The organism is Actinoalloteichus caeruleus, assembly GCF_049311605.1.
In the GTDB taxonomy this organism is placed as follows: Bacteria; Actinomycetota; Actinomycetes; order Mycobacteriales; family Pseudonocardiaceae; genus Actinoalloteichus_B; species Actinoalloteichus_B caeruleus.
On the sequence record NZ_CP186005.1, the window covers coordinates 1,213,290 to 1,236,763 of the forward strand.

General features: G+C 71.5%; 25 protein-coding genes. 13 read left to right on the top strand and 12 right to left on the bottom strand.

Annotation, left to right across the window (positions count from 1 at the left end):
* The first annotated feature begins 3 nt into the window (after positions 1-3).
* Positions 4-204: a hypothetical protein gene (locus ACOJVX_RS05425; RefSeq protein ID WP_030103834.1), complete on the top strand. Its 201-nt coding sequence runs from the start codon at positions 4-6 to the stop codon at positions 202-204.
* Positions 205-306: 102 nt separating this feature from the next.
* On the opposite strand, the gene ACOJVX_RS05430 is transcribed toward ACOJVX_RS05425, so the two are convergent.
* Positions 307-675, bottom strand: a complete 369-nt coding sequence (locus tag ACOJVX_RS05430) for an ArsR/SmtB family transcription factor (RefSeq protein ID WP_026418206.1) — start codon at positions 673-675, stop codon at positions 307-309.
* A gap of 295 nt (positions 676-970) precedes the next feature.
* Between ACOJVX_RS05430 and ACOJVX_RS05435 the strand changes: the two genes are divergently transcribed.
* Positions 971-2,197: a sodium:calcium antiporter gene (locus ACOJVX_RS05435; protein ID WP_035272957.1), complete on the top strand. Its 1,227-nt coding sequence runs from the start codon at positions 971-973 to the stop codon at positions 2,195-2,197.
* Between the two features lie 16 nt (positions 2,198-2,213).
* Here the strand turns inward: ACOJVX_RS05435 and ACOJVX_RS05440 are convergent, their stop codons facing one another.
* The gene (locus tag ACOJVX_RS05440) at positions 2,214-2,768 is read right to left on the bottom strand and encodes a TetR/AcrR family transcriptional regulator (RefSeq protein ID WP_211257292.1); all 555 of its coding nucleotides are present in this window, start codon (positions 2,766-2,768) and stop codon (positions 2,214-2,216) included.
* 54 nt (positions 2,769-2,822) lie between these two features.
* Between ACOJVX_RS05440 and ACOJVX_RS05445 the strand changes: the two genes are divergently transcribed.
* Both ACOJVX_RS05445 and ACOJVX_RS05450 read left to right on the top strand, forming a co-directional pair.
* Positions 2,823-4,358, top strand: coding sequence for an MFS transporter (locus ACOJVX_RS05445; RefSeq protein WP_026418209.1), 1,536 nt, complete (start codon positions 2,823-2,825; stop codon positions 4,356-4,358).
* Positions 4,359-4,600: 242 nt separating this feature from the next.
* Positions 4,601-4,996, top strand: coding sequence for a hypothetical protein (locus ACOJVX_RS05450; protein WP_155886079.1), 396 nt, complete (start codon positions 4,601-4,603; stop codon positions 4,994-4,996).
* Positions 4,997-5,056: 60 nt separating this feature from the next.
* Here the strand turns inward: ACOJVX_RS05450 and ACOJVX_RS05455 are convergent, their stop codons facing one another.
* Positions 5,057-6,040 carry an aldo/keto reductase family protein gene (locus tag ACOJVX_RS05455; RefSeq protein WP_026418211.1) on the bottom strand — a complete coding sequence of 328 codons (984 nt, stop codon included), beginning with the start codon at positions 6,038-6,040 and terminating at the stop codon, positions 5,057-5,059.
* Positions 6,041-6,133: 93 nt separating this feature from the next.
* Positions 6,134-6,781 (bottom strand): DUF3043 domain-containing protein, encoded by a 648-nt coding sequence (locus tag ACOJVX_RS05460; protein ID WP_026418212.1) that lies wholly within the window; start codon positions 6,779-6,781, stop codon positions 6,134-6,136.
* Positions 6,782-6,909: 128 nt separating this feature from the next.
* Between ACOJVX_RS05460 and ACOJVX_RS05465 the strand changes: the two genes are divergently transcribed.
* Both ACOJVX_RS05465 and ACOJVX_RS05470 read left to right on the top strand, forming a co-directional pair.
* Positions 6,910-8,055 (top strand): glycerate kinase family protein, encoded by a 1,146-nt coding sequence (locus ACOJVX_RS05465; protein WP_026418213.1) that lies wholly within the window; start codon positions 6,910-6,912, stop codon positions 8,053-8,055.
* A gap of 132 nt (positions 8,056-8,187) precedes the next feature.
* Positions 8,188-8,550: a HesB/IscA family protein gene (locus tag ACOJVX_RS05470; RefSeq protein ID WP_026418214.1), complete on the top strand. Its 363-nt coding sequence runs from the start codon at positions 8,188-8,190 to the stop codon at positions 8,548-8,550.
* A gap of 192 nt (positions 8,551-8,742) precedes the next feature.
* Here the strand turns inward: ACOJVX_RS05470 and ACOJVX_RS05475 are convergent, their stop codons facing one another.
* From ACOJVX_RS05475 to asnB, 4 genes are all read right to left on the bottom strand, one after another.
* Positions 8,743-9,066, bottom strand: coding sequence for a hypothetical protein (locus tag ACOJVX_RS05475; protein WP_422647303.1), 324 nt, complete (start codon positions 9,064-9,066; stop codon positions 8,743-8,745).
* Positions 9,067-9,118: 52 nt separating this feature from the next.
* Positions 9,119-9,538: a hypothetical protein gene (locus ACOJVX_RS05480; protein ID WP_337662160.1), complete on the bottom strand. Its 420-nt coding sequence runs from the start codon at positions 9,536-9,538 to the stop codon at positions 9,119-9,121.
* 743 nt (positions 9,539-10,281) lie between these two features.
* A complete protein-coding gene (locus ACOJVX_RS05485; RefSeq protein WP_026418217.1) occupies positions 10,282-10,470 on the bottom strand; it encodes a hypothetical protein in 189 nt (62 codons plus the stop codon).
* Positions 10,471-10,619: 149 nt separating this feature from the next.
* A complete protein-coding gene (asnB, locus tag ACOJVX_RS05490) occupies positions 10,620-12,548 on the bottom strand; it encodes an asparagine synthase (glutamine-hydrolyzing) (protein WP_026418218.1) in 1,929 nt (642 codons plus the stop codon).
* Positions 12,549-12,774: 226 nt separating this feature from the next.
* On the opposite strand from asnB, the gene coxB reads away from it, so the two are divergent.
* Complete coding sequence (gene coxB, locus ACOJVX_RS05495) at positions 12,775-13,692, top strand: cytochrome c oxidase subunit II (RefSeq protein WP_026418219.1); 918 nt, start codon at positions 12,775-12,777, stop codon at positions 13,690-13,692.
* 37 nt (positions 13,693-13,729) lie between these two features.
* Complete coding sequence (locus ACOJVX_RS05500) at positions 13,730-14,128, top strand: cytochrome c oxidase subunit 4 (RefSeq protein WP_026418220.1); 399 nt, start codon at positions 13,730-13,732, stop codon at positions 14,126-14,128.
* A 519-nt stretch (positions 14,129-14,647) separates the two neighbouring features.
* On the opposite strand, the gene trpD is transcribed toward ACOJVX_RS05500, so the two are convergent.
* From trpD to ACOJVX_RS05515, 3 genes are read right to left on the bottom strand one after another with little or no spacing between them, the layout of a single operon-like run.
* Positions 14,648-15,703, bottom strand: a complete 1,056-nt coding sequence (gene trpD / locus ACOJVX_RS05505) for an anthranilate phosphoribosyltransferase (protein WP_026418221.1) — start codon at positions 15,701-15,703, stop codon at positions 14,648-14,650.
* An 11-nt stretch (positions 15,704-15,714) separates the two neighbouring features.
* A complete protein-coding gene (locus ACOJVX_RS05510; RefSeq protein ID WP_026418222.1) occupies positions 15,715-16,125 on the bottom strand; it encodes a hypothetical protein in 411 nt (136 codons plus the stop codon).
* A gap of 52 nt (positions 16,126-16,177) precedes the next feature.
* On the bottom strand, positions 16,178-16,606 hold the full coding sequence (locus ACOJVX_RS05515; protein WP_051313783.1) for a ribonuclease E inhibitor RraB: 429 nt from the start codon (positions 16,604-16,606) through the stop codon (positions 16,178-16,180).
* Positions 16,607-16,843: 237 nt separating this feature from the next.
* Between ACOJVX_RS05515 and ACOJVX_RS05520 the strand changes: the two genes are divergently transcribed.
* From ACOJVX_RS05520 to ACOJVX_RS05540, 5 genes are all read left to right on the top strand, one after another.
* Positions 16,844-17,455, top strand: coding sequence for a cytochrome c oxidase subunit 3 (locus ACOJVX_RS05520; RefSeq protein WP_081715338.1), 612 nt, complete (start codon positions 16,844-16,846; stop codon positions 17,453-17,455).
* Between the two features lie 46 nt (positions 17,456-17,501).
* A complete protein-coding gene (locus tag ACOJVX_RS05525; protein ID WP_026418225.1) occupies positions 17,502-18,314 on the top strand; it encodes a c-type cytochrome in 813 nt (270 codons plus the stop codon).
* Positions 18,311-19,453: a ubiquinol-cytochrome c reductase iron-sulfur subunit gene (locus tag ACOJVX_RS05530; RefSeq protein ID WP_026418226.1), complete on the top strand. Its 1,143-nt coding sequence runs from the start codon at positions 18,311-18,313 to the stop codon at positions 19,451-19,453. Before ACOJVX_RS05525 ends, ACOJVX_RS05530 begins: the two co-directional genes overlap by 4 nt.
* A complete protein-coding gene (locus tag ACOJVX_RS05535; protein WP_026418227.1) occupies positions 19,450-21,153 on the top strand; it encodes a cytochrome b in 1,704 nt (567 codons plus the stop codon). Before ACOJVX_RS05530 ends, ACOJVX_RS05535 begins: the two co-directional genes overlap by 4 nt.
* Positions 21,154-21,316: 163 nt before the next feature.
* Complete coding sequence (locus ACOJVX_RS05540; protein ID WP_026418228.1) at positions 21,317-21,604, top strand: Lrp/AsnC family transcriptional regulator; 288 nt, start codon at positions 21,317-21,319, stop codon at positions 21,602-21,604.
* A 23-nt stretch (positions 21,605-21,627) separates the two neighbouring features.
* Here ACOJVX_RS05540 and ACOJVX_RS05545 read toward each other — a convergent pair whose 3' ends face one another.
* Positions 21,628-23,385: a DEDD exonuclease domain-containing protein gene (locus tag ACOJVX_RS05545; protein WP_418154443.1), complete on the bottom strand. Its 1,758-nt coding sequence runs from the start codon at positions 23,383-23,385 to the stop codon at positions 21,628-21,630.
* Positions 23,386-23,474 lie beyond the last annotated feature (89 nt).

Below are 23,474 nucleotides of genomic sequence, written 5' to 3' on the forward strand. Positions count from 1 at the left end.
AGAGTGAGCTACCGCTGGCGCTACCAGGATGCGACGGGCTCCGAGGTGGCGGGCCCGGAGATGGTCTTCGGCGAGCAGGAGGACGCCGAGGAGTGGTTCCAGGACGAGTGGCCGGCGCTGCGCGCGGCCGGGGTCGCCTCGGTCACGCTGCTCCGGGACGACGCCGAGGTCTACGGCCCGATGAGCCTGAGCCCGGAGTCCTGAGCGGGCGGGCCGGCCGGCGCCCCGGACGGCGCCGGTCGTTCCTCGGTCGGTGGCCGGGCGGCCTGGCCGGAGCGCCCGACCGTCCGGCGGGCTGCCGGTGCCTCAGGGCTGGCGGGGCGGGTCGGGCGCCAGCGAGCCGTCCGGTGCGATGTGTTCGAAGATCTGTTCGACCAGGGTGAGGACGTGCGGGTCCTCCACGGTGTAGATGTGCCGGCGGCCCTCGCGTCGTGAGGTGACGATGCCGGCCAGCCGGAGTTTGCCGAGCTGCTGGCTGACCGTGGCGATGTTCACCCCGACGCGCGCCGCGAGGGTCCCGACGTCGTGTTCTCCCTGGGACATCAGCCACACCAGGTGGAGCCTGGTCGGCGTGGACAGCAGGTCGAAGGTGCCGGCCGCCGACGCGAGCTGAGCCGTCGTGGGTCCGGTGGACGCTTCTGGCGGTCTCGTGCGCGCCGCGGTCTTGTCGTTCATGGTCCTTCCCATTGTCCTCGTCGCGAGGTGGCGGCGCCTGGGCCGGTCGTGTCCGGTTTCGGATCGATGCCGGATCAAAACTTCCACACTTGCGAAAACGTCTAAACGTGTGCCAGGCTGTGGGCCTCCGAAGGGGAGTAGTTCGCAAGCTCGTCGTCGACACACTGGGGCCCAGGCCTCCGGCGGCGAGGCCCTGACCAGGTCAGGGTGAACGAGACCTTCGGCCATGACTCACGTCTGGCCGGAGTTCTGTCCCCGTGGCGAACCGGCCGGACCCGCTGAGGGGAAGGGTTCGATGTTTGCCAGGTTGTTCCGGCCGCTGGGGATCTGCCTGTTGCTGGCGCTGCCCGCGCTCGTGGTGCGCTTCGGTGGTGTCGAGACACCCCCGGTGCTGTCCCTCGCGGTGTTCGGCGCCGCGGTCGTCGCGTCGGCCTTCGTGCTCGCCTGGGCCGCCGAGGCCGCCGAGGTCGACATCTCCGGTGGTCTCGCGATCGCCCTGCTGGCGCTCATCGCGGTGCTCCCGGAGTACGCCGTCGACCTCTACTTCGCCTACACCGCGGCCGAGAACCCCGAGCACGTCGCCTACGCGGCGGCGAACATGACCGGGTCCAACCGGCTGCTGCTCGGGCTCGGGTGGTCGGTGGTGGTGCTGGTGGCCCTGTTCGTCGCGCGCCGCAGGTCCGGGAAGCCGATCCGGGAACTCGTCCTCCACCCCGGCTACCGGGTGGAGCTGGGTTTCCTCGCGATCGCCTCGGTCGTCGCCCTCGTCATCCCGCTGACCGGGCAGATCCACCTCGTGCTGGGGATCGCGCTCCTGGCGTTCTTCCTCTTCTACCTCTGGCGGGTGTCCCGGGTGGACACCCCGGAGGCGGAGCTGGTCGGGCCGGCCGCGGTCATCGGCGCGCTCCCGGCCCGTCGACGCCGTCCGCTGGTGGTCAGCCTGTTCGTCGTGTCGGCGGCCGTCATCCTGCTGTGCGCGGAACCCTTCGCGAACGCCCTGGTCGCGACCGGTTCCGTTCTGGGGATCGACGAGTTCCTCCTGGTGCAGTGGCTCGCCCCCCTGGCCTCGGAGGCGCCGGAGTTCATCGTCGCCATCCTCTTCGCGCTCCGGGGCAAGGGGGCGATCGCGATCGGCACCCTGGTCTCGGCGAAGGTCAACCAGTGGACCCTCCTGGTGGGGAGCCTGCCCATCGCCTACCTGATCGGCGGCGGTCCCGCCGCGCTCCAGCTCGACGGGCGCCAGATCGAGGAGTTCGTGCTCACCGCGACGCAGACGATGCTCGGTGTCGCGGTGCTGTTGGCCCTCCGCTTCCCCCGGTGGGCGGCGTGGACGCTGCTCGGGCTCTTCCTGGTGCAGTTCCTCTTCCCCGGCCAGGAGGCCAGGTACGTGATCTCCGGGGTGTACGCGGTCCTCGCGACCATCGCCGTGGTCCGCAACCGGGCGCACCTGGTGGCCACCCTCCGGGCACCGTTCGTCCGGCGGCCCACGCCGGAACGGGAACTCGAGGACGCCAGGAACTGACGGCGCCCACGGCTGGTCAGCGGCGGTCCGCCTCGCTGACCAGCCGCCGGACCCGCTCGAGCACCGGGGCGACCTCCGAGGGGTGCTGGGCGTCGATCGCCAGGTTGAAGTAGAGGCCGTCCCCGACCAGCTGGACGATCCTGGCCAGCTCCGGGTCGTCGATCTCGGTGAGGAGCGCCCGCAGGTAGCGCTCGTTCAGTTCGACGATGACATCCCTGGCCTGCCCCCCGGTGGACTGGGCGAGGAGGGTGGCCGCGACGAAGGAGCGGTGCAGCGGATCGCCCCGCTCCACCATCGAGGTCTCCAGGTGGTAGCGGGTGGGGCCGCCCGGGGCCTGGAGCATGAGCTGGACGTCCTCGACGCCCCGCGCCCGCAGCCGCTCCAACATCCCGGTGAACAGGGCCTCCTTGCTGCCGAAGTGGTACAGCAGCCCGCCTTTGGACACCCCGGCCTCCGAAGCGACCGCGTCGAGCGTCGCGGCCAGCACCCCCTTGTCGATGAGGAGGCTCTCCAGGGCGTCGAGGATGCGGTCGCGGGCGGCGCTCATGGGCAGCACCTTACTCAGTGGCACGGCTCCCCCTTCGGGGTGTACCGTCCGGACGGTACAGTTGATGAGGAGGGAATCATGTCAGGCGCGGTGGAGCCGGCGATCCGCGAGGGCGGACCCGCCCCCAGGGCGGGGACCCGCCAGTGGGCGGCACTGGCGGTGCTGATGCTGCCCGTTCTGCTCGTCGCGGTGGACAACACCGTTCTCAGCTTCGCGGTGCCCGCGCTCAGCCTGGAACTCGCCCCCTCGGGCACCCAGTTGCTCTGGATCGTCGACATCTACTCCCTCATGCTGGCCGGGCTCCTGGTCACGATGGGCGGGCTCGGCGACCGGCTCGGCCGTCGCCGGCTCCTGCTCGTCGGCGGCGCGGGCTTCGGCCTGGTGTCGATCCTCGCCGCCTACGCGACCAGCCCGGAACTGCTGGTGGCGGCCAGGGCCCTGCTCGGTGTGTTCGGCGCGATGCTGATGCCCTCGACCCTCTCCCTGCTGCGGAGCATCTTCCTCGACCCCGGCCAGCGCAGGCTGGCCATCGCGGTCTGGTCCTCCGCCTTCGCCGGCGGCGCCGCGCTCGGCCCGATCCTCGGCGGCTGGCTGCTCGAGCACTTCTGGTGGGGCTCGGTGTTCCTGGTCAACGTGCCGGTCATGGTCCTGCTGCTCGTGTTCGGCCCGCTGCTGCTCCCCGAGTCCCGCGATCCCGCGCCCGGTCCCTTCGACCTCGTCAGCGTGGGGCTCTCCCTCGCGGCGATGCTGCCGGTCGTCTACGGCGTCAAGGCACTGGCCAAGTCCGGCGCCTCGCCGGAGGCCCTGCTCTGCCTCGCGGCGGGTGTGCTCTTCGCGGTGCTGTTCACGCGGCGGCAGCTGCGGCGGCCCACCCCGTTGCTCGACCTGAGGCTGTTCCGGGACCGGATGTTCAGCGTCGCGGTGGCCAGCAACCTCCTCAGCGTCTTCGCGCTGGTCGGATTCCTGTTCTTCGTGTCGCAGTACCTCCAGCTGGTGCTCGGTCTGAGCCCGGTCGAGGCCGGCGTCCGCCTGCTGCCAGGGCTGCTGGCCCAGGTGGCGGCGGCCCTGCTGGCCGTCCTGCTCGCCCGCCACATCCGGGTGCCGATCCTGATCAGCGCCGGACTCCTCGCCGCCGCGTTCGGCTACGTCATCGCCGTCGGGCTGCCGGTCGACGGCGGAGCCGCCCGGCTGGTGCTCGCCTTCGCGGTGCTGGGCGCCGGTGTCGGCCTGGCCGAGACGCTGACCAACGACGCCATCGTCGGCGCGGTACCGCCCGCCAGGGCGGGCGGCGCGGCGGCGATCTCGGAGACGGCCTACGAACTCGGTGCCGCCCTCGGCACGGCGGTGTTGGGCAGCGTGCTCATCGCCGTCTACCAACGCGACCTCGTCGTGCCGACCGGTGTGCCGGGGGAGGATGCCGAGTCCGCCCGCGAGACCATCGCCGGTGCCCAGAGCGCCGCGGCCGGCCTGCCCACCGAGCTGGCCACCACGCTGATGGACAACGCGAGGGCGGCCTTCGTGCACGGGATGTCGGTGACCTCGGCCATCGGCGTCGCGATCATGGCGATCACCGGGATCAGCGCGGCCGTGCTGCTGCGTCGCCGCCGGGGCTGACGTTCCGACGGGACTGGCCTCGGGGGCCGCGCCGTGCGGGTGGGGCCGGGCCTCAACGCGGTCCCGGCGGCGGCCGATAACTCGTCTGGTTGACGGCGGGCCGGCCCGCCGGATTAGCCGAGCGGGATCGGGGGAACCCGGCGACTGGTCAGGGCGCCCAGAGCGCGACCACGCCGCCCCGCGCGGCGCGTCCGCCGCTCCGCCCGTCGGCCGAAGCTGACTCCTGGGGAGGGGACACGTCCGTGCGCGCGGCCCGAATGATGTTCGTGACCGGAATGATCAGCGTGCTCGCCAGCTCGCTCACCGGCGCGTGTGCCGAGCCGTCCGACCGGTGCCAGGAGGTGCCGGACGGGGTGATGGACCGCATCCGGTCCGTCCTCACCGAGGAGGCCTTCGTCGCCGGGCCGGGAGCCGCGGTGAAGTCCTCCTCCTACCGGCACGTCTACCTGGTCGCGGTGCCGATCGGGGTTCGCGGTGTGGGCAACGAGACGGGGATGTGGGCCACCACCAGCCTCGACGGCCGCGGAACGCTGACGGCGGCCGGCGAGGTCGCCGCCAGGCTCAGTTCGGTGAGCTGGGGGCCGGAGGACCCCAGGGAGGGGGACGACGGCTGGCAGGAGGCGGCGTCCTGCGTCTGAGGCGGTCCACTCGCCCCCCGCCGTGGCGCCAGGCCGGGGGCGGGTGAACCGCGCGGCTGATCAGGGGGAGACGGTCAGCATCGGGTCGCGCTCGACGACGTCACCCAGGATCTCGTCGATCCGGTCGAGCAGTTCCCGCTCGAGGGTCACGCCGGCCGCCTTGACGTTCTCCGTCACCTGCTCGGGACGGGAAGCGCCGATGATGGCCGAGGCCACGTTCGTGTTCTGCAACACCCAGGCCACGGCCAGCTGGGCGAGGGACAGCCCCGCCTCCTCGGCCACCGGCCTGAGCCGCTGCACCCGCTCCAACACGTCGTCCCGCAGCCAGCGGGAGACCATGCTCTTGGTCGACTCGTGCGACCCGCGCGAGTCGGCGGGCGGCTGCTGCCCCGGCAGGTACTTGCCGGTCAGCACGCCCTGCGCGATCGGGGACCAGACGATCTGGCTGATGCCCTCCCGCTCGCAGGTCGGCACGACCTGCGACTCGATGACCCGGTAGAGCGCCGAGTACTGGGGCTGGTTGGAGATGAGCGGGACCCCGAGCTCGCGGGCGAGCTCGGCACCCCTGGCGATCTGCTCCGCGGTCCACTCGGACACCCCGACGTAGAGGACCTTGCCCTGGCGGACCAGGTCCGCGAACGCGAGGAAGGTCTCCTCCAGCGGCACCGTCCGGTCGAAGCGGTGGGCCTGGTACAGGTCGACGTAGTCCACCCGCAACCGGCGGAGCGACGCGTTCGCCGACTCGATGATGTGCTTGCGGCCGAGGCCGCGGTCGTTGGGGCCGTCCCCGGTCGGCCAGAAGACCTTGGTGAAGATCTCCAGGCCCTCGCGGCGCTGCCCGGCCAGCGCGCGCCCCAGGACGGACTCGGCCTTGGTGCCGGCGTAGACGTCGGCGGTGTCGAATGTCGTGATCCCGGCGTCCAGCGCCGCGTGCACGCAGGCCTTGGCCTGCTCCTCCTCGATCTGCGAGCCGTGGGTCAGCCAGTTGCCGTACGAGATCTCACTGACGGACAGGCCGCTTCGGCCCAGGCGACGGAACTCCATGCCGGGATCGTACCCGGGTCTTTTGCCTCGTTAACGAGTTCGTGGTCGCAACGGCTGGCCGGTGTCGGTCGCCCTCGACCGGCGGCCGCGTCGTCAGCTCCAGATGCGCTTGGCGTCCTTGGGCGTGACCCGAGGGCGGGGCACGCGCAGCTTGCGGATCTGGGTCGCCCGGGTGAAGGCGTACCAACCGAGGCCGAACCCGCGGGCGGTGGAGTCGGGGAACTTCAGCCGGACCCGCTTGACGATCATCCGGCCCAGGCTCACGCCCTCGACGATCATCACGATCAGCATGGCGGAGGTGACCAGGCCGGAGTACTGCTGGACCTCCATCGGCATCGCGACCAGGGAGACGAACACCAGCAGGGCCAGTGGCATGAACAGGCCCATCAGGTTGCGGCGCGAGTCGACCAGGTCGCGCACGTAGGCGCGCACCGGCCCCCGGTCCCGGGGCAGCAGGTAGCGGTCGTCCCCCGACATCATCCGCTCCCGCCGCTCGGCGGTGGCGCGACGCCGTTCCTCCTTGTTGCCCCGCATCCTGCGGATCGCCTCGCGCTGGGTCTTCGGGGGAGGGGCCACCGGACCCCGGCGGCGTGCCTCCGCCTCCCGGCGCTTGGGAGTGGGCCGCCCCTTGCCCGGCGTGTAGCCGGCGGGCGTCGTCTCGGCAGCCTCCTCCGCCACCAGAACCGTCTGGCTGTCCTCGGTGGGGCTGTCAGCGTTCGTCTTGCGGCGAAGGAACCTCACACACACCAGCCTAAATGAGGCCGCGATGTCGCGGACGGGAGTGTCGGTCCCGTCCGCATCCTGCCGGAACGGGCCATCCGCCGTCGCCGGCGCTCCCCGGCCCCGTCGACCTTCGTAGGCTGGCCGCCATGCGGATCCTGGTTGCACCTGACTGCTTCGGCGGCACCCTCACCGCCCCGGAGGCCGCCGAGGCGATCGCCGAGGGATGGCGGCGCGGCAGCCCCGGCGACGAGCTGGTGGCCCGCCCGGTCGCGGACGGCGGCCCCGGCTTCGTCGACGTCCTGCGCGCCGCGCTCGGCGGCACCGTGCACCGGAGGCGGGTGAGCGGGCCACTCGGCGACCCGGTCGAGGCGGAGTGGCTCGAGGTGCGCTCGGAGCGGGCGACCACCGGCCGCCGCTCCGGCACCGCCTACCTGGAGTCGGCCCAGGCCTGCGGCCTGCACCTGGTGCCGCGGCGCACCCCGGAGAACGCGGGACGCGCCGGTACGAGGGGAGTCGGGGAGCTCCTCGCGGCCGCGAGGGACGCCGGCGTGGCCACGGCCGTGGTCGGCCTCGGAGGTTCGGGGAGCACCGACGGCGGCGCCGGGATGCTGTCCGCCCTCGGCGCCGTCCCGGTGGGGGACGACGGCGCTCCCCTCGAACCCGGTGGGCTCGCCCTCACCGGCTGCGCCGGGATCAGGGGCACCGCGGACCTGGACGGGATGCGCGTGGTCCTCGCCTCGGACGTCGAGCACACGCTGGTCGGCGAGCACGGCGCCGCCGCCGTCTTCGGCCCGCAGAAGGGCGCCGACGCCGGGACCGTCACCGCCCTGGACACCGCGCTGACCCGCTGGGCCGACGCCCTCACCGCCGCCACCGGGCTGGACGTCCGCGATGTCCCCGGCTCGGGTGCCGCCGGCGGGTTGGGAGCCGGGCTGCTGGCGCTCGGTGGGACGACCGAGTCTGGCGCCGGTCTGGTCCGAACGCTCACGGGCCTCGACGAGGCCCTCGACACCGCCGACCTGGTGCTCACCGGCGAGGGGAGCTTCGACTGGCAGTCCCTGCGCGGCAAGCTGGTGACCGTCGTCGCCCGGGCCGCCGCCGACCGGGGCGTCCCCTGCCTCGTCCTCGCCGGCCAGGTGGCCGTCGGCCGCCGTGAGGCGGCGGCCGTGGGAGTGGAACGCGCCTTCTCCGTCGCCGAGCACGCCGGATCGGTCGACGCCGCCCTCGCCGAGCCGGCGCCCACCCTCACGGCGCTGGCCGCCGACGTCGCCCGCCAGTGGGGAGGGCGCTGACGCCCCGAGCGGGTGCGCGCACGTGTCCCCCTCCCGCCCTCCTGTGTCAGTATGGACGCGGGAGCCCGATCGGCTCCCGCACGAGACACGGGGCCGAGCTCGCCCCGACCAGCAGGACTTTGAGGGAGAGCCATGACCGCCCAGGAGACTGCCACCCAGGAGCCCGCCACCCACGGCGTCACGCTGAGCGACTCGGCAGCCACGAAGGCCAAGGCGCTGCTGGCCCAGGAGGGCCGCGATGACATGCACCTGCGGATCGCCGTCCAGCCGGGTGGCTGCGCAGGGTTGCGCTACCAGCTGTTCTTCGACGAGCGGATGCTCGACGGTGACGCGAGCCGCGACTTCGACGGGCTCAAGGTGGTCGTCGACAGGATGAGCGCGCCCTACGTGCAGGAGGCGGTGATCGACTTCGTCGACACCATCGAGAAGCAGGGCTTCACCATCGACAACCCGAACGCGACCGGTTCCTGCGCCTGCGGCGACTCGTTCCACTGACGGGCGCCAGCGCGGGGCACCCAGGTAGCGGGAGGATTCGGCCCGTGTCCGGCTCGACCGGGCACGGGCCGTTCGTCGTCCCCCTGGCGCGGTCCCCCGGCGTCGGGCCGGGGGTGCGGCTCCGCGACACCTGACCGCCACCCCGCCTGACGTCCCGCCGCTGCCCGGCCCGTCCTCGTCCGGTCGGGGGCCTCACCCCAGCGCTCGTGAGGTGCCGGTGGCACCGGAACGGGAGTGCGCCGCCGCCCAGGCCGCCGCCAGTTCCGACAGCGCGGTGGGTTCGTACCAGCGCGCGGCCGGCGTGGGAATCGTCGCCAACCAACCGGCCTGGTCGTGCCCCGCCGTCTCGCCCGGTCGGTCCTGCACGGGGAACTGGCGGGAGTGCACCTGGATCACGGTGCTCCCCTCGTCGACGTACCCCCTCTTGACCACGACGAAGCCGTCGTTCTCGACCCAGCGGAAGGTCAGGCCGAAGGCCCAGTACCGGCGCACCGGTCGGCGGGAGGGATCGGTCATCGTCACCACGCCCGGCACGCCCGCCGCGCCGAAGGCTCGTCATCACCGGCCATCAGCCGGCCCGCCGCGTCGAACCAGCCGTTCCCGCCAGCCGGCGGGCCCGGGCCACCGGGCGCGATGCCAGGTCAACCCGAACCCTGCCCAACTCCCCGCCCAGCGGCGCCGCGGCATCCGTGATCCCGGCCAGCAGCGGAGGCCACCCCGTCAGGCCGAGCGGACCCGCCGCCCGCTCCCGGGCGCTCCTCGGCGGCGCGCTGCCCACCGGTCGTACCTCCTGGCACCGGTCCAGGATCGCCTGCACCGAGTAGCGCTCGCGGCGGAGCCGGACCCGACTCGCCCGCATCCGGTCCATCTCCCTGGCCGAGGGGTGCCGTGGTCGGGGGGACCGCCTGGTGTTCCACATCGTCCAGCCGCCGCTGACCACCCCGAGGACGCCCAGCACAGTCATGATCGACAACGGGTTACTCCACATGGCCTTGACCTTCCGTGCGAGGCGGGCGTCGGCTGACACGGGTCTGCGGTCGCACTTTCTCGTCGTTTCACCACCGTAGGGCGCGGAAAATGACCAAGGAAGTCGCACGAAGGGGTAGGTGAACCAGCCGCTCCGGCAGGCGCGCCGACGTCCACCGCCACCTCCGGTGCCCCGGAGCGCCCGACCGCGTCCGGTCGGTGGCCGGACGGCGACGGTCGCGAGGGGCGCGGGAACGCGAGCGAAGCTCCCCGCCCGACCGGGGCGGTTCCGCCCCTCGGGGGCGGCGGGCTGGCGTGGTGGGTCAGGGCGCCCGGTGGGGCGGCCGCTGGCTTCCGGGTGCCAGCGAGGCGGCACCAGCGGAGCGTGGCAGGCCCCAGCGCCACGGGGGACACGGGAACCAGGTCGTGGGTTCGTGCCGGAGCGCCGGTCGGGTCGTGCTCGCGGACGGGACCGTCCCTGCCACCCGGCCGGGGCCGGTGGCGGCTCGGCTGGGGAGCGGCGCGGGTCGCCGCGCGGTGGCACCCGGAGCACGAGGGACGGGTGGAGCGCGCCCGACCACCCCACCGGCGGTGCCGTCCGCCGCCCGGCCGGTGGCCCCTCGTCGTGGTGGTGGGGGCCGCGCGTACGGGTGGCTGGGCGGGACCAGGTGGTGCCCGTGGGGCCCCTGCCGGGCGTGGTGTTCCTCATCCGGGCGGTGAAGGCGTGCCGCTGCGTGGTCGCAGCCGGCCCGCCACCGCCTTCGGTCAGCCGCAGTCGCCCACGCTGGGGAACCCACCGACCTGGTCAACGCACTCGTCGTCGACCTCCCAGACGGGGGCGGGCCGTGGAGCGGGCACCTCCGCCTCGGATCTCAGCAGGTCAACGGGGACCTGGCCGCCGTCGACGATGAGTTCGCGCAGCGAGGCCGGATCAATCCTGCCTGGTGTGTCCACACCGCAGACGGTAGGCAGCCGCACGGGCCGTTCCCACTGCTACTGGCCAGTAACATCGCCCGCGAGGCCCCCCTGACCGGGTTTCACTCGACTGGGTGGGGTGCCGGTTATGGAGCGTGACCGACACCCCGCTCGCGGCCGGGGTCGCCCTACACCCGGACGGGGTAGTGCGGCTCGGGGATCTCGGGGTTGATCCGCCCCTCCACGAAGATGCCGTGCCACAGCATGAACACGACCAGCGCCCAGATCCGCCTGCTGTGGTCGATGGAGCCGTTCCGGTGCTCCTCCATCATGGCGAGCACCGCGTTCTTGTCGATCAGCTTGTCGGTGTCCGAACGCTGGACGACATCCCGCGACCAGGCGTACATCTCGTCCCGCAGCCAGTGCCGGAGGGGCACCGGGAAGCCCAGCTTGCGCCGGTTGAGCACGTGCGCCGGGACGATGTCCCGCAGGGCCTGCCGCAGCGCGTGCTTCGTGGTCTCGCGGGTGATCTTCTCCTCCAGCGGGATGCGGGAGGCCACCCGGAACACCTCGGGGTCGAGGAAGGGCACCCGCAGCTCCAGCGAGTTGGCCATCGTCACCTTGTCGGCCTTGACCAGGATGTCGCCCCGCAGCCAGGTGAACATGTCGACGTACTGCATCCTCGTGACCGGGTCCCAGCTCTCGGACTCCCGGTAGGCACGCGCGGTGATGTCACGATGGGAGAGCACCGGGTCGAAGGTGCGCAGCACCCGCCGCAACTGGTCGTCGCGGAAGATCCGGGCGTTGCCGTAGTAGCGCTCCTCCAACGACAGGGCACCCCGGCGCAGCAGGTCCTTGCCCCGGACGCCCTCCGGGATCTTCGCCGAGACCCGACCCATGACCTTGCGCAGCGTGCCGGGCACCTTCTCGAACGGCGCCAGCGACAGCGGCTCCCGGTAGATCGTGTAGCCGCCGAAGAGCTCGTCGCTGCCCTCGCCGGACAGCACGACCTTCACGTGCTGGCGAGCCTCCCTGGCGATGAACCACAGCGGGACGAGCGCCGGGTCGGCCACCGGGTCGTCGAGGTACCAGACGACCGAGGGCAGGTGCTCCATCATCTCGTCCGCCGACACCGTGCGGACGACGTGCTTGACGCCGATCGCCGCCGCGGACTCGGCCGCCACGTCGACCTCCGAGTAGCCCTGCCGCTCGAAGCCCGTCGTGAAGGTGATCAGCTGGGGGTTGTGCTGCTTGGCCAGCGCCGCGATGGCGGTGGAGTCGATGCCCCCCGAAAGGAAGGAACCCACCGTCACGTCCGCCCGCATGTGCTTGGCCACCGAGTCGCGCATCACGTCGGCGATCTCGTTGTACAGCCGGTTCGAGTCCGCCGGCCCCTTCGTCGGGCGGGGGGCGAAGGTGGGGGTGAAGTACCGCTCGGTCACCGGCTGGCTGCCCGGCTCGATCGTGAACGAGGTGCCGGACTCGATCCGCCGGATGCCGTGGTGCAGTGACGCGGGCTCGGGGACGTACTGGAGCGTCAGATAGTACTGCAGCGCGCTCTGGTTCAGCGCGGGCTGGAGGCCCAGGGACGGCGCCAGGTGCAGCAGGCTCTTCTTCTCACTGGAGAAGGCCACCCCGTGCGGCCCGGTGATGTAGTACAGCGGCTTGATCCCGAACGGGTCACGGCCACCGAACACGACCTGCCGTTCGGAGTCCCAGATCAGGAAGGCGAACATGCCGCGCAGGCGACCCACCGCCGACGGGCCGAGGTAGTGGTAGGCGGCCACGATCGACTCGGTGTCGCCGTCCGTGCCGAACCGGGCACCGAACTGCTCGACCAGCTCCGCGCGGAGCTCGAGGTAGTTGTAGATCTCGCCGTTGAAGATGATGGTGTAGCGCTCGGGGGACTCGGGTGGCCCCCAGGTGAGCGGTTGGTGTGAGCGCTCGACGTCGATGATCGACAGCCGGTTGAAGCCGAAGACCACCTCGTCCCGCTGGAGCGTCGCGGTCTCATCGGGACCGCGGTGACGCTGGCAGCGCATCGCTTCCGCGACGGAGGCGCGAGCCGCCGTGGCGTCGTTCTCAGTGGGGCAGACCAGACCCAGTAGGCCACACACGCCGTTCCGCACCTTCCCGCATCGGGTTGCAGTTCTGACGTCCGTCGGGACGTCTGGCCAGTATGCCGGGGGCGGCGGCCGTCCGTCGCGGCTCACCCCGGGACGGCGGTGCACAAGTTGCTGGGCTACGCTTCCGCACGAGATCCGGCGGCGTTGCTCGCGCGCTGGACGTGGCGGCGACGCGGTACCGCCACGGCGGAAAGTCTGAGCGAGGAGGCGTCGAGTAGTGGGTCCGAAGGCAGCACGGCTGACCAAGCTGAGCGGTTTGTTCGGCCTGGTCGCCATCGCGACCACCGGATGCTCAGCCGGGGACGTACTTCGTTTCGGGTGGCCCGAGGGCATCACCCCGCAGGCGACCGACATGCGCCAGCTCTGGACCTGGTCGGTGATCGCCGCCCTGGTCGTCGGTGTCATCGTCTGGGCCCTGATCCTGTGGCCCGTCATCTTCCACCGCAAGCGCGGTGACGAGATGCCGAGGCAGACGCAGTACAACGTTCCGCTGGAGATCGTCTACACGGTCATCCCGGTGGTCATGATCTCCGTGCTCTTCTACTTCACGGCGGTGACGCAGAACTACGTCACCAACACCGAGGATGATCCGGACGTCACCGTCGACGTGGTGGCCTTCCAGTGGAACTGGGAGTTCCGCTACCAGGGCTACACCACCCCGGACGGCGACGAGGTCAGCACGATCGGCACGAGCGACGAGATCCCGCTGCTGGTGTTGCCCACCGACCAGGTGATCCAGTACGAGCTGTACTCGAACGACGTGATCCACTCCTTCTGGGTTCCCGAGTTCCTCTTCAAGAGGGACAACATCCCGAACCCCGAGGCGAACAACCAGGACAACGTCTTCCAGAACACCATCGACCGCTCCGGTTCGTTCGTCGGGCGGTGCGCGGAGCTGTGCGGCTCGTACCACGCGATGATGAACTTCGAGGTCCGCGCGCTGCCGACCGACCTCTTCGACCAGTACATGGGTCTGCGGACGCAGGACAACCCGACCACGGGTGCGCCCTACACGGCCGCCGAGGCGCTGACCGAGATGGACTGCGGTGAGCTCTGCGCCCCGCAGGCAGTCACCACCTACCCGTTCGAGACCGACCGCACGGCCCGCGAGGCCAGCACGCGGGACGGCAACTGACCGCGTCGGCGCAGCGGAGTTTGGGAGCGAGGACTCGATGAAGGTCGAAGCCAGGATCTTCGAGCTGACGGCGGTGTTCTGCATCGTCGTGGCGGTTGTCTACCTGTTCTGGGCGGGCGAGCCCGTCGGCGTCACGGCGTTGTTCCTGACCGGACTGCTGTCGCTGATGATCGGCGTCTACTTCCGGTTCATCGCGCGGCGGCTGGACGAGCGCCCCGAGGACAACCCGGACGGCGAGATCAGCGACGGCGCCGGCGAGCTGGGCTTCTTCAGCCCCGGGAGCTACTGGCCGCTCGGCCTGGCCGGGGCGTGCGCCCTGACCGGCGTCGGGCTGGCGATGTTCCACATGTACCTGATCGTGGCCGGGACCGTCGCGGTGCTGCTGACGGTGGGCGGTCTGCTCTTCGAGTACCACCGGGGTCCCGAGCACGAGTGACGGTACCGCCCGCGACGCGCGGGCCCAGGTAGTCGATGGAGGCCCGGATCACCGATCCGGGCCTTCGTCGTGTTCTCGGTGCCGGTCCGTCCTCCCGCCTCCCACGGCGGGATGGTCGGGCCACGGGAACCGAGCGGCGCGCGAAGCCCCCTGGGGTCCAGCCCGAGGTGCCTCGCCCGTCCTCGGCACCACCTCGACGGACACGGGCCGAGCGCGGACCTCGGGCCGCGCCGGGGACGACGCGGCGGTGCCGGTCCCACCGGCGCGGTGGGGGATGCCAGGGGACGGGGGCCGAGGTCAGTTCGCTCGGCGCCGGCGCGGCTCCCTCGCATCGCGGATCCCGACGGGGGTGAGATCCCCCGGGGGCCGGCCCGCGCGGCGCGCAGCGATCAGCTCAGCGGCGGTACGGGGTCGGTGAGGAACGCGTGAGGTCTCGATGGGCGCCGCCCGGCGGGCCCCCTGTGCGCCGCCCTCGGTCGGGAGCCGTCGCCGGGATGGCGGGCCGTCAGCGTCCGGCCGTCACCGGAACCGGGAGCGCAGCGCGGTCGAGTGGTCGATCCACCGGGACAGCAGTTCGGCGGCGGCACCGGAGTCGATCGCCGCGGCCGCGCGCTCGAGATTGCCCCGGATGCCGGACGCCAACGGCCCCCGGAAGCCGTCGTGCGCGGTCAGCGCGCCGGCGGCGTTGAGCAGGACGGCGTCGCGCACCGGCCCGGCGCGCCCCGCGACCAGTTCACGCACCACCTCGGCGTTGAAGTCGGCCTCACCGCCGCGCAGCGCCTCGGCCGTGCCCAGTGGCACGCCGAGCGCGTCCGGGTCGACGACGTCCTGCCGGACCTGGCCGTCGTGGATGACCCACACCGTCGAGGTGGTGGTCGTGGTCAACTCGTCGAGACCGTCGTCACCCCTGACCAGCAGCACCGAGTTCCCCCGGCCCGCCAGCACACGGGCGATCACCGGCGCCATCCTCGGGTCGGCGCAGCCGATGAGCCCGGCCGACGGCTGGGCGGGGTTGGTCAACGGACCGAGGACGTTGAAGGCGGTGGGGATGCCCAGTTCCCGACGGGCCGCGCCGGTGTACCGCATCGCCGGGTGGAAGGTCGGCGCGAAGCAGAAGCCGATGCCCAGGTCGCGGACGCACTGCTCGACGGCCTCGGGTGTGAGGTCGATCGCGACGCCGAGCCTCTCCAGCACGTCGGCGGTCCCGCACTTGGATGAGGCCGCCCGGTTGCCGTGCTTGACCACGCGGAGCCCGGCCGCGGCCACCACGATCGAGGTCATGGTGGAGATGTTGACGGTGTGCGCGCCGTCCCCGCCGGTGCCGACGACGTCGACCGCCCCGGCACCGACCTCGATCCGGCGGGCGTGCCCGAGCATGGCCTCGGCCAGCCCCTCGATCTCCTCGGCGACCTCGCCCTTGGCGCGCAACGCGGCGACGAAGCCGCCGATCTGCGCTCCGGTTGCCGTGCCGCTCATGATCTGGTCCATCGCCCACGCGGTGTCCGCTCGGGACAGGTCGACGCGCGCGGTCAGCCTCGACAGCAGACCGGGCCAGGTCTGGACGGTGTCGGACACGGCGGCTCCGTTCAGCCGTGCACGACCGGCAACGCCGTCGTGCGGAGGACTTCGGCGACCGTCTCGGCCGCCGCCAGCGGGTCGAGCGGGTGCACCAGCACCGCGTCAGCCTGGGACCAGGTGGCCAACCACCGGTCGTCCCGCCGGCGGACCACGATCACGACAGGGGGACAGGCCGCGATCTCGTTCTTGAGCTGCCGCGAGATGCCCATCCCACCGGTCGGCTGGGCCTCACCGTCGAGGATCAGCAGGTCGGCGCCACCCTCGTCGACGACGGACACGACCTCGTCGATGGTGGCCGCCTCCACGTACCTGACCCGGCCCAGGTCCGGGGCGGGGCGCCGGCCGACGGCGGTCATGATCGCGTCCCGCACCTCGGGGCGGTGGCTGAACACCAGGACGTTGGTGATGTTCGTGCTCATCTGCGCCTGAACCTCCAGCGGGATCGCGAGCGATGCCCGCTGATGCTATCCGTTAACCGACCTCGGGTTGGAGGGCCTCCCAGCCCCGGGCGTCGCCGCCGAGCCGCTGCGCGAGGCCCGCCATCCGCGACCGCTCCTGGGAGCAGTGCAGCGCGTCGAGCAGCTGGGTGCGCGTGGCGGTGAGCGTGACCCGCCCGTCCGGACCGGCCTCGGTCCCCGTGCGCGCCGCGTAGCCCTCGGCCGTCACCGACTCCACCGCGCGCGCGACGCGATCGGGTGGCAGCACGAGGTGGTGCCGGAGCAACGCGGGCTCGGTGGGCCGCCACCTCGTCCCCCTGGCGAGGCTCGCCGAGGCGGCCTCGGTGTCGTCGAAAGCCGTGACGACCACCACGAGCCGGGGGTCGTCGGGATCGAGGTCAGGGCTCGGACGACGGCGGCCGAACCCCAACCGCCGCCAGAACCCGCCGCGTTCGGTGGTCATGTCCCGGTGTCCTCTCCCCCCGCCGACCCCGGCCGGTGGCCGTGGCAGGTGCTGGCCCTTCGGCAGGTCACGCCCGAGATCGTCTCCCCGGGGGGCGACGGGCGTGAACCTGGTCCGCTCGCGGCAACCGCATGACCCGAACGGGGCCGCCCGAGCGGCTCGGCCGTCCACGATGGCGACCCGTCGCCGCGCCGGACCCGGGACCCGACCGGGCGAGCGGAGTTCCTCCAAGTAATAATGCGTCGCGTGACAACGGCATCGCCCTCCATCAGCCAACGCGTGCACACGCTGAACCGACCCAACATGGTCAGTGTCGGCACCATCGTCTGGTTGTCCAGCGAGCTGATGTTCTTCGCTGGGCTCTTCGCCATGTTCTTCACGGTGAAGGCACAGAACGATGGGCCGTGGCCGCCGCCTCCGGCGGAGTTGAACCTCGCCTACGCGGCGCCGTTCACCATCATCCTGATCCTGTCGTCGGTGACATGCCAGCTCGGTGTGTTCGCGGCGGAGCGGGGCGACGTCTTCGGACTGCGTCGGTGGTACATGGTGACCCTGATCATGGGCGCCATCTTCGTCGCGGGTCAGGCCGGCGAGTACTACACGATGATCGTCCACCACGACACCACGATCGCCTCCTCGGCCTACGGCACGGTCTTCTACATGACGACCGGCTTCCACGGGCTGCACGTGATCGGTGGACTCGTGGCGTTCGTGTACCTGCTCATGCGGACGAGGATGAGCAAGTTCACGCCTGCCCAGGCGACCTCGGCGATCGTCGTGTCGTACTACTGGCACTTCGTGGACATCGTGTGGATCGGGCTGTTCGCCTGCATCTACCTGGTCCCCTGATCTCTTCCGTCCGTGCCTGAACTCGACAGCAAGGGTTGCCGCACACATGACCACCACCGCTAAGCGGCGGAGCGGGTTCCGTTCCAAGCTGCGCCGCCGGATCTCCGGCGTACTCGTGCTGGGCGCCGCGCTGTTCGGAGCGGGTGCGCTCTACAGCGCCCTCGTGCCCACTCCGCACGTCGCGACCGCCAGCGAGCAGGCCTCACTGGTGGCCGAAGGCGAGCGGCTGTACAACAACGCGTGCATCACCTGCCACGGGAGCAACCTGGAGGGCGTCACCGACCGGGGGCCGAGCCTGATCGGCGTCGGTGAGGCCGCCGTCCACTTCCAGGTCTCCACCGGCCGGATGCCGATGGCGCGCCAGGAGGCGCAGGCCCAGCGCAAGCCGTCGAAGTACTCCCCGCAGGAGGTCGACGCCCTCGGCGCGTACATCCAGGCGAACGGGGGCGGCCCCGAGACGCCGGAGGCCACCGGCGAGGCGCTGCGAGGTGAGAACCCGGCTCGCGGTGGCGAGCTGTTCCGCCTGAACTGCGCGTCCTGCCACAACTTCACCGGTCGTGGTGGAGCGCTGTCCTCGGGCAAGTTCGCCCCCGCGTTGGACGGGGTGACCGAGGACGAGATCTACACCGCGATGCTCACGGGGCCGCAGAACATGCCGGTCTTCTCCGACCGGCAGCTCACCCCGGAGGAGAAGCAGGACATCATCGCGTACGTCAAGTCCGTGTCGGACGGCAACAACAGCCCGGGCGGACTCACCGCGCTCGGCGGCTTCGGCCCGGCGGTGGAGGGCGTCATCATCTTCGTCGTCGGAATCGGCGCGTTGGTGGGCATCACCATGTGGATCGGAGCCAAGCAATGAGCGGGCAGGAGAAGGGCGTCCCGAGCGACGCCGAGCTCGCGGACATGAGCCAGGACGAGCTGGTGCGCCTCGGCGTCCAACTGGACGACGTCGAGCTGGTCAAGTACAAGGACCGGTGGCCGGTCAAGGGGACCAGGGCGGAGAAGCGCGCCGAGCGGCAGGTGGCGGCGTGGTTCATCCTCGCCGCGGTCTCGGGCCTGGCCTTCATCGTCCTGTACGTCGTCTGGCCGTGGCAGTACGAGAGCCCCTTCTCCGAAGGGCACTTCCTGTACTCGCTGTACACGCCCCTGATCGGCATCACCCTCGGCCTGTCCATCCTCGCGGTCGGCATCGGCGTCATCTCCTACGCCAAGAAGTTCGTGCCCGAGGAGATGGCGGTGCAGCAGCGCCACGACGGCGGGTCCTCGGAGGTCGACAAGCGGACGACCGCCGCCCTGCTCGCGGACTCCGGTCAGCGCAGCGGCCTCGCCCGGCGTTCGCTGATCAAGCGCACCGGGCTCGCCGGGGCCGGCGTGTTCGGCGTCGGTCTGGGGGTCTTCGCCCTCGGCGGGCTGGTCAGGAACCCGTGGGCGCACAGCGACAGCCCCGACTCCCTCTGGCACACCGGGTGGCGCTCCTACGACGGCGAGAAGGTCTACCTCCGCCGGGACACCGGAGATCCGCACGAGATCTCGCTGGTCCGCCCCGAGGACCTCAAGGCCGGTGGTTTCGAGACGGTCTTCCCGTTCCGCGAGTCCGAGCGGGGTGACGACCACGCGCTCTTCAAGGCGCTGCGCAAGTCGGACAACCCGGTCATGCTGATCCGGCTGCGGCCGGGCTCGGAACCGACCAAGCGCAAGGGCCAGGAGACCTTCAACTACGGCGACTACTACGCCTACTCGAAGATCTGCACCCACCTCGGCTGCCCGACCTCGCTGTTCGAGCAGCAGACCGGCCGGCTGCTGTGCCCCTGCCACCAGTCGCAGTTCGACGTGGTGCACAGCTACGCCAAGCCCATCTTCGGCCCCGCGACCCGGTCGTTGCCCCAGCTGCCGATCATGGTCGACGAGGACGGGTTCCTGGTGACCAACCAGGACACGTCCAACCAGGGCGACTTCATCGAACCCGTCGGCCCCGGCTTCTGGGAGCGCAAGTCATGACGACGCTGAACACCAAGCCGACCCGTCCCCAGGGGGCAGCGGCTCGGGCGGCGGCAGCGGGCGCCACCTGGGCGGACGACCGCTTCCACATGGCCAAGGGCATGCGGCGGCAGCTGAACAAGGTCTTCCCGACGCACTGGTCGTTCATGCTCGGTGAGATCGCCCTCTACAGCTTCATCGTGCTGCTGCTGACGGGCACCTACCTGGCGCTGTTCTTCGACCCGTCGATGGAGCACGTCGAGTACCAGGGCGTGCTGGAGAACATGCGGGGCATCGAGATGTCCCGCGCCTACGCCTCGTCGCTGGACATCTCGTTCGAGGTGCGCGGTGGCCTCTTCGCCCGGCAGGTCCACCACTGGGCGGCCCTGCTGTTCATGGCGGCGATCGTGGTGCACATGCTCCGCGTGTTCTTCACCGGGGCGTTCCGGAAGCCGCGTGAGCTGAACTGGGTGATCGGCATCCTGCTGTTCGTCCTCGGCATGTTCGAGGGCTTCACCGGCTACTCGCTGCCGGACGACCTGCTCTCCGGCACCGGCCTCCGGATCGCCTCCGGGATCGTGCTGTCGATCCCCGTGATCGGTACCTGGGTCCACTGGGCGCTGTTCGGCGGGGAGTTCCCCGGCTACGAGATCATCCCGCGCTTCTACACCATCCACATCCTGGTGCTGCCCGGCATCATCCTCGCGTTGATCGCCATCCACCTCGGTCTGGTCTGGTACCAGAAGCACACCCAGTTCCCGGGCGTGGGGCGCAAGGAGACCAACGTCGTCGGCGTCCGCATCATGCCGGTGTTCGCGGTCAAGGCCGGTGGCTTCTTCGCGGTGGTCTTCGGTGTGCTGGCGCTGATGGGCGGCATCTTCCAGATCAACGCGATCTGGAACATCGGTCCGTACAACGCGTCGCAGGTGTCCGCGGGGTCCCAACCGGACTGGTACATGATCTGGACCGACGGCATGACGCGACTATGGCCGTCGTGGGAGATCTACCTCGGGAACTACATGATCCCGGCGGTGTTCTGGCCGACGGTCGTGGGCATGGGGCTGATCTTCACGGTGGCCGGGGCCTATCCCTGGATCGAGAAGAAGTTCACCAAGGACGACGCGCACCACAACCTGTTGCAGCGTCCGAGGGACGCCCCGGTCCGCACCGGGCTCGGGATGATGGCCATCACCTTCTTCATGGTGCTGCTCATCTCCGGTGCCAACGACATCGTCGCCGAGCAGTTCGACATCTCGTTGAACGCGATGACCTGGGCCGGTCGGATCGGGTTGCTGCTGCTGCCGCCGCTGGCCTACCTGATCACCTACCGGGTCTGCCTCGGCCTGCAGCACCACGACCGCGAGGTGTTGGAGCACGGCATCGAGACCGGCATCATCCGGCGGCTGCCGCACGGTGAGTTCATCGAGGTCCACCAGCCCCTGGGTGGGGTGGACGACCACGGTCACGCGGTCCCGCTGCCCTACCAGGGCGCCGCGGTTCCGAAGCGGATGAACCAGCTGGGCTCGGCGGGCCACCCGGTCGAGGGGAGCCTGCTGACCCCGGACCCGCCGGAGGAGACCCGGTCGTTGCGGGACGCGCACGGCGAGAACGTCAACCTGCTCGGCGGGGAGAACCGTCGGGCCGACGAGTCGGGCCAGGGCGAGGGCGACGACGAGGGCATCGGCGGCGCCACGAACGAGGAGTCGCCGAAGAAGCGGTGACGACGTGGCACCACGTCGGACGGGGGCGGTCACCCACGGGTGACCGCCCCCGTCGTCGTCTCCGGGCTGGCGGGGGAGCCGGGGGTGGGGCACCGGCGCGGTCCGGTGGGTTGGCGGCTCCTAGACTGCGGGACAGCAGTGGGGTGTGTCTCCGGGAGGTTCCGTGATTACCGCGATCGTGCTCATCCAGGCCGAGGCCGACCGGATCCCCGAGGCCGCGCAGGCCATCGCGGACCTCGACGGGGTGACCGAGGTGTACTCGTGCGCCGGGGACGTGGACCTGATCGCCATGATCCGCGTCGGGGAGCACGAGCGGCTCGCCGAGATCATCCCGGGTGGGATCGGCCGGGTTCCTGGCGTGGTCGACACGGACACGCACATCGCGTTCCGCAGCTACTCGCGCCAGGACATCGAGGCCACCTTCTCCCTCGGCCTCGAGAACGGCGACTGAGGGAGGCTCGCGCCCTGGCCTGGTCAGTCGGGCTGCGCCTGGGCGGCCCGGCCGGCGGCGGCCCTGCCGACCCACTCGCGCCACGCCCCCGCTGACCAGGCCGGTTCGGTCCACGGCCGGGAGCAGCGCACCATCCGGGTTCCCGGGGTGGACAACCACCGCCAGAGGGCGGCGACCTCCTCCGCGGGTGCTCCCCGCAGCGGGCCGTCCTCCGGGATGACCGTCTCAGCCGAGCGGACGAGCAGGTCGACCACCGGCATCGGTGGCACGCCCCGCGGTGCGGAGCCGGCCGAGGCGAGCCGACCGTGGCGCACGACGGCGAAGTGCCACCCGCCCGCTCCGTCCGGCGCCGCCGCGACGAGCTCCTCGACCTCGGCCAGCGCGGCGAACCGCTGGCCCCGGTCCAGTGACTCCGCCAACCGCGCGGTGAGGTCCCGGGCGCGTGCGGCGTCCTCGAAGCGCCGTTCCCCGGCGAGGTGGTCGATGCGTTCGGAGAGGGTGTCGAGGAGCCGCCGGTCCCGGCCGGCGAAGAGCTCCCGCAGCTCGTCGACGGCGGGGCGGTAGGCGTCGACGTCCTGGCGGCCGACGCAGGGTGCCGCGCACCGGCCGAGGTCGAGGAGCGGGCAGGCCTGTCCTCCTGGTTGCCCACCGGCGGGGATGCGTCGGGTGCACTGCCGCACGGGGGACACCCGCCACAGGGTCTCGACCGCCGTGACGGCGGCCCGGCGCGAGGGGAACGGGCCGAACGCCAGGGGCCTCGGCTGTCGGACGACGCTGAGCCGGGGGTAGGCCTCGTCGGTCAGCGCCAACCACCATGTGCTGTCCGGCCTGGTGGACCTCCGGTTGTACCGGGGGCGGTGTGCCGCGAGCAGCCGGAGTTCCCGGACCCTGGCCTCGAGGGGGTGGGAGCACTCCACGTGGTCCACCCTGGTCGCGAGTGCCGCCATCTCCCGGATCGGGGTCCTGGTCTCGGACGCGGTGAAGTACTGCCGGACCCGCCGGCGCAGGTCGCTCGCGGTCCCGACGTACAGGACCTCGTCGCGGGGGCCCCGGAAGAGGTAGACACCGGGCGCGTGCGGCAGGTGGGCGGCGAGTTCCCGGTTCCGCCGTCGCGCCGGGCTCACCTCGGGGGTGTAGTCGAGCAGTTCCTCCAGGGACCGCACCCCCAGTCCCCCGACCCGCTCCAGGAGTCCGTGCAACACGTCCACGGTGGCCCGCGCGTCGTCCAGGGCGCGGTGCGTGGGTGTGGTGGCGGCGTGGAAGTGCGCGGCGAGCGTGCCGAGCTTGTGGTCGCGGGTCTCGCCTCGGGTGAGCACCCGTCGAGCCAGGCGCAGGGTGCACACGACGGTGGGCCTCGGCCAGTCGTAGCCCTGGCGGCGGCAGGCCGCCCGCAGGAAGCCGACGTCGAAGGAGGCGTTGTGGGCGACCAGGACGGCCCCCGACGCGAACTCGAGGAACGCGGGCAGCACCGTTCCCAGGCTCGGTGCGCCGGTCACCATGGCCTGGGTGATGCCGGTCAACACCGTGATGGCGGGCGGGATGGGATGTCCGGGGTCGACCAGCGTCCCGAACTCACCGAGCACCTCGCCGCCCCGCACCTTCACGGCCCCGATCTCGGTGACGTGGTCGGCCTCCGCGTTCCCCCCGGTCGTCTCGAAGTCGAGGACGACGAAGGTGACCTCGCGCAGCGGCGTCCCCAGTTCGTCGAAGGACAGTTGCGGGGCGGTGTTCGCCCCGGGACCGGTGGGGGGTGCGCCGAGGAGCGGGTGCCTGGTGCTCACCGGCAGGAGGCTAACCGCCGCCCCTGATAGGGCGCGGCGGTCCGGTCAGGAGTTCCCCACCACCTCCTCGGGATTCCGGCGGACCTGAC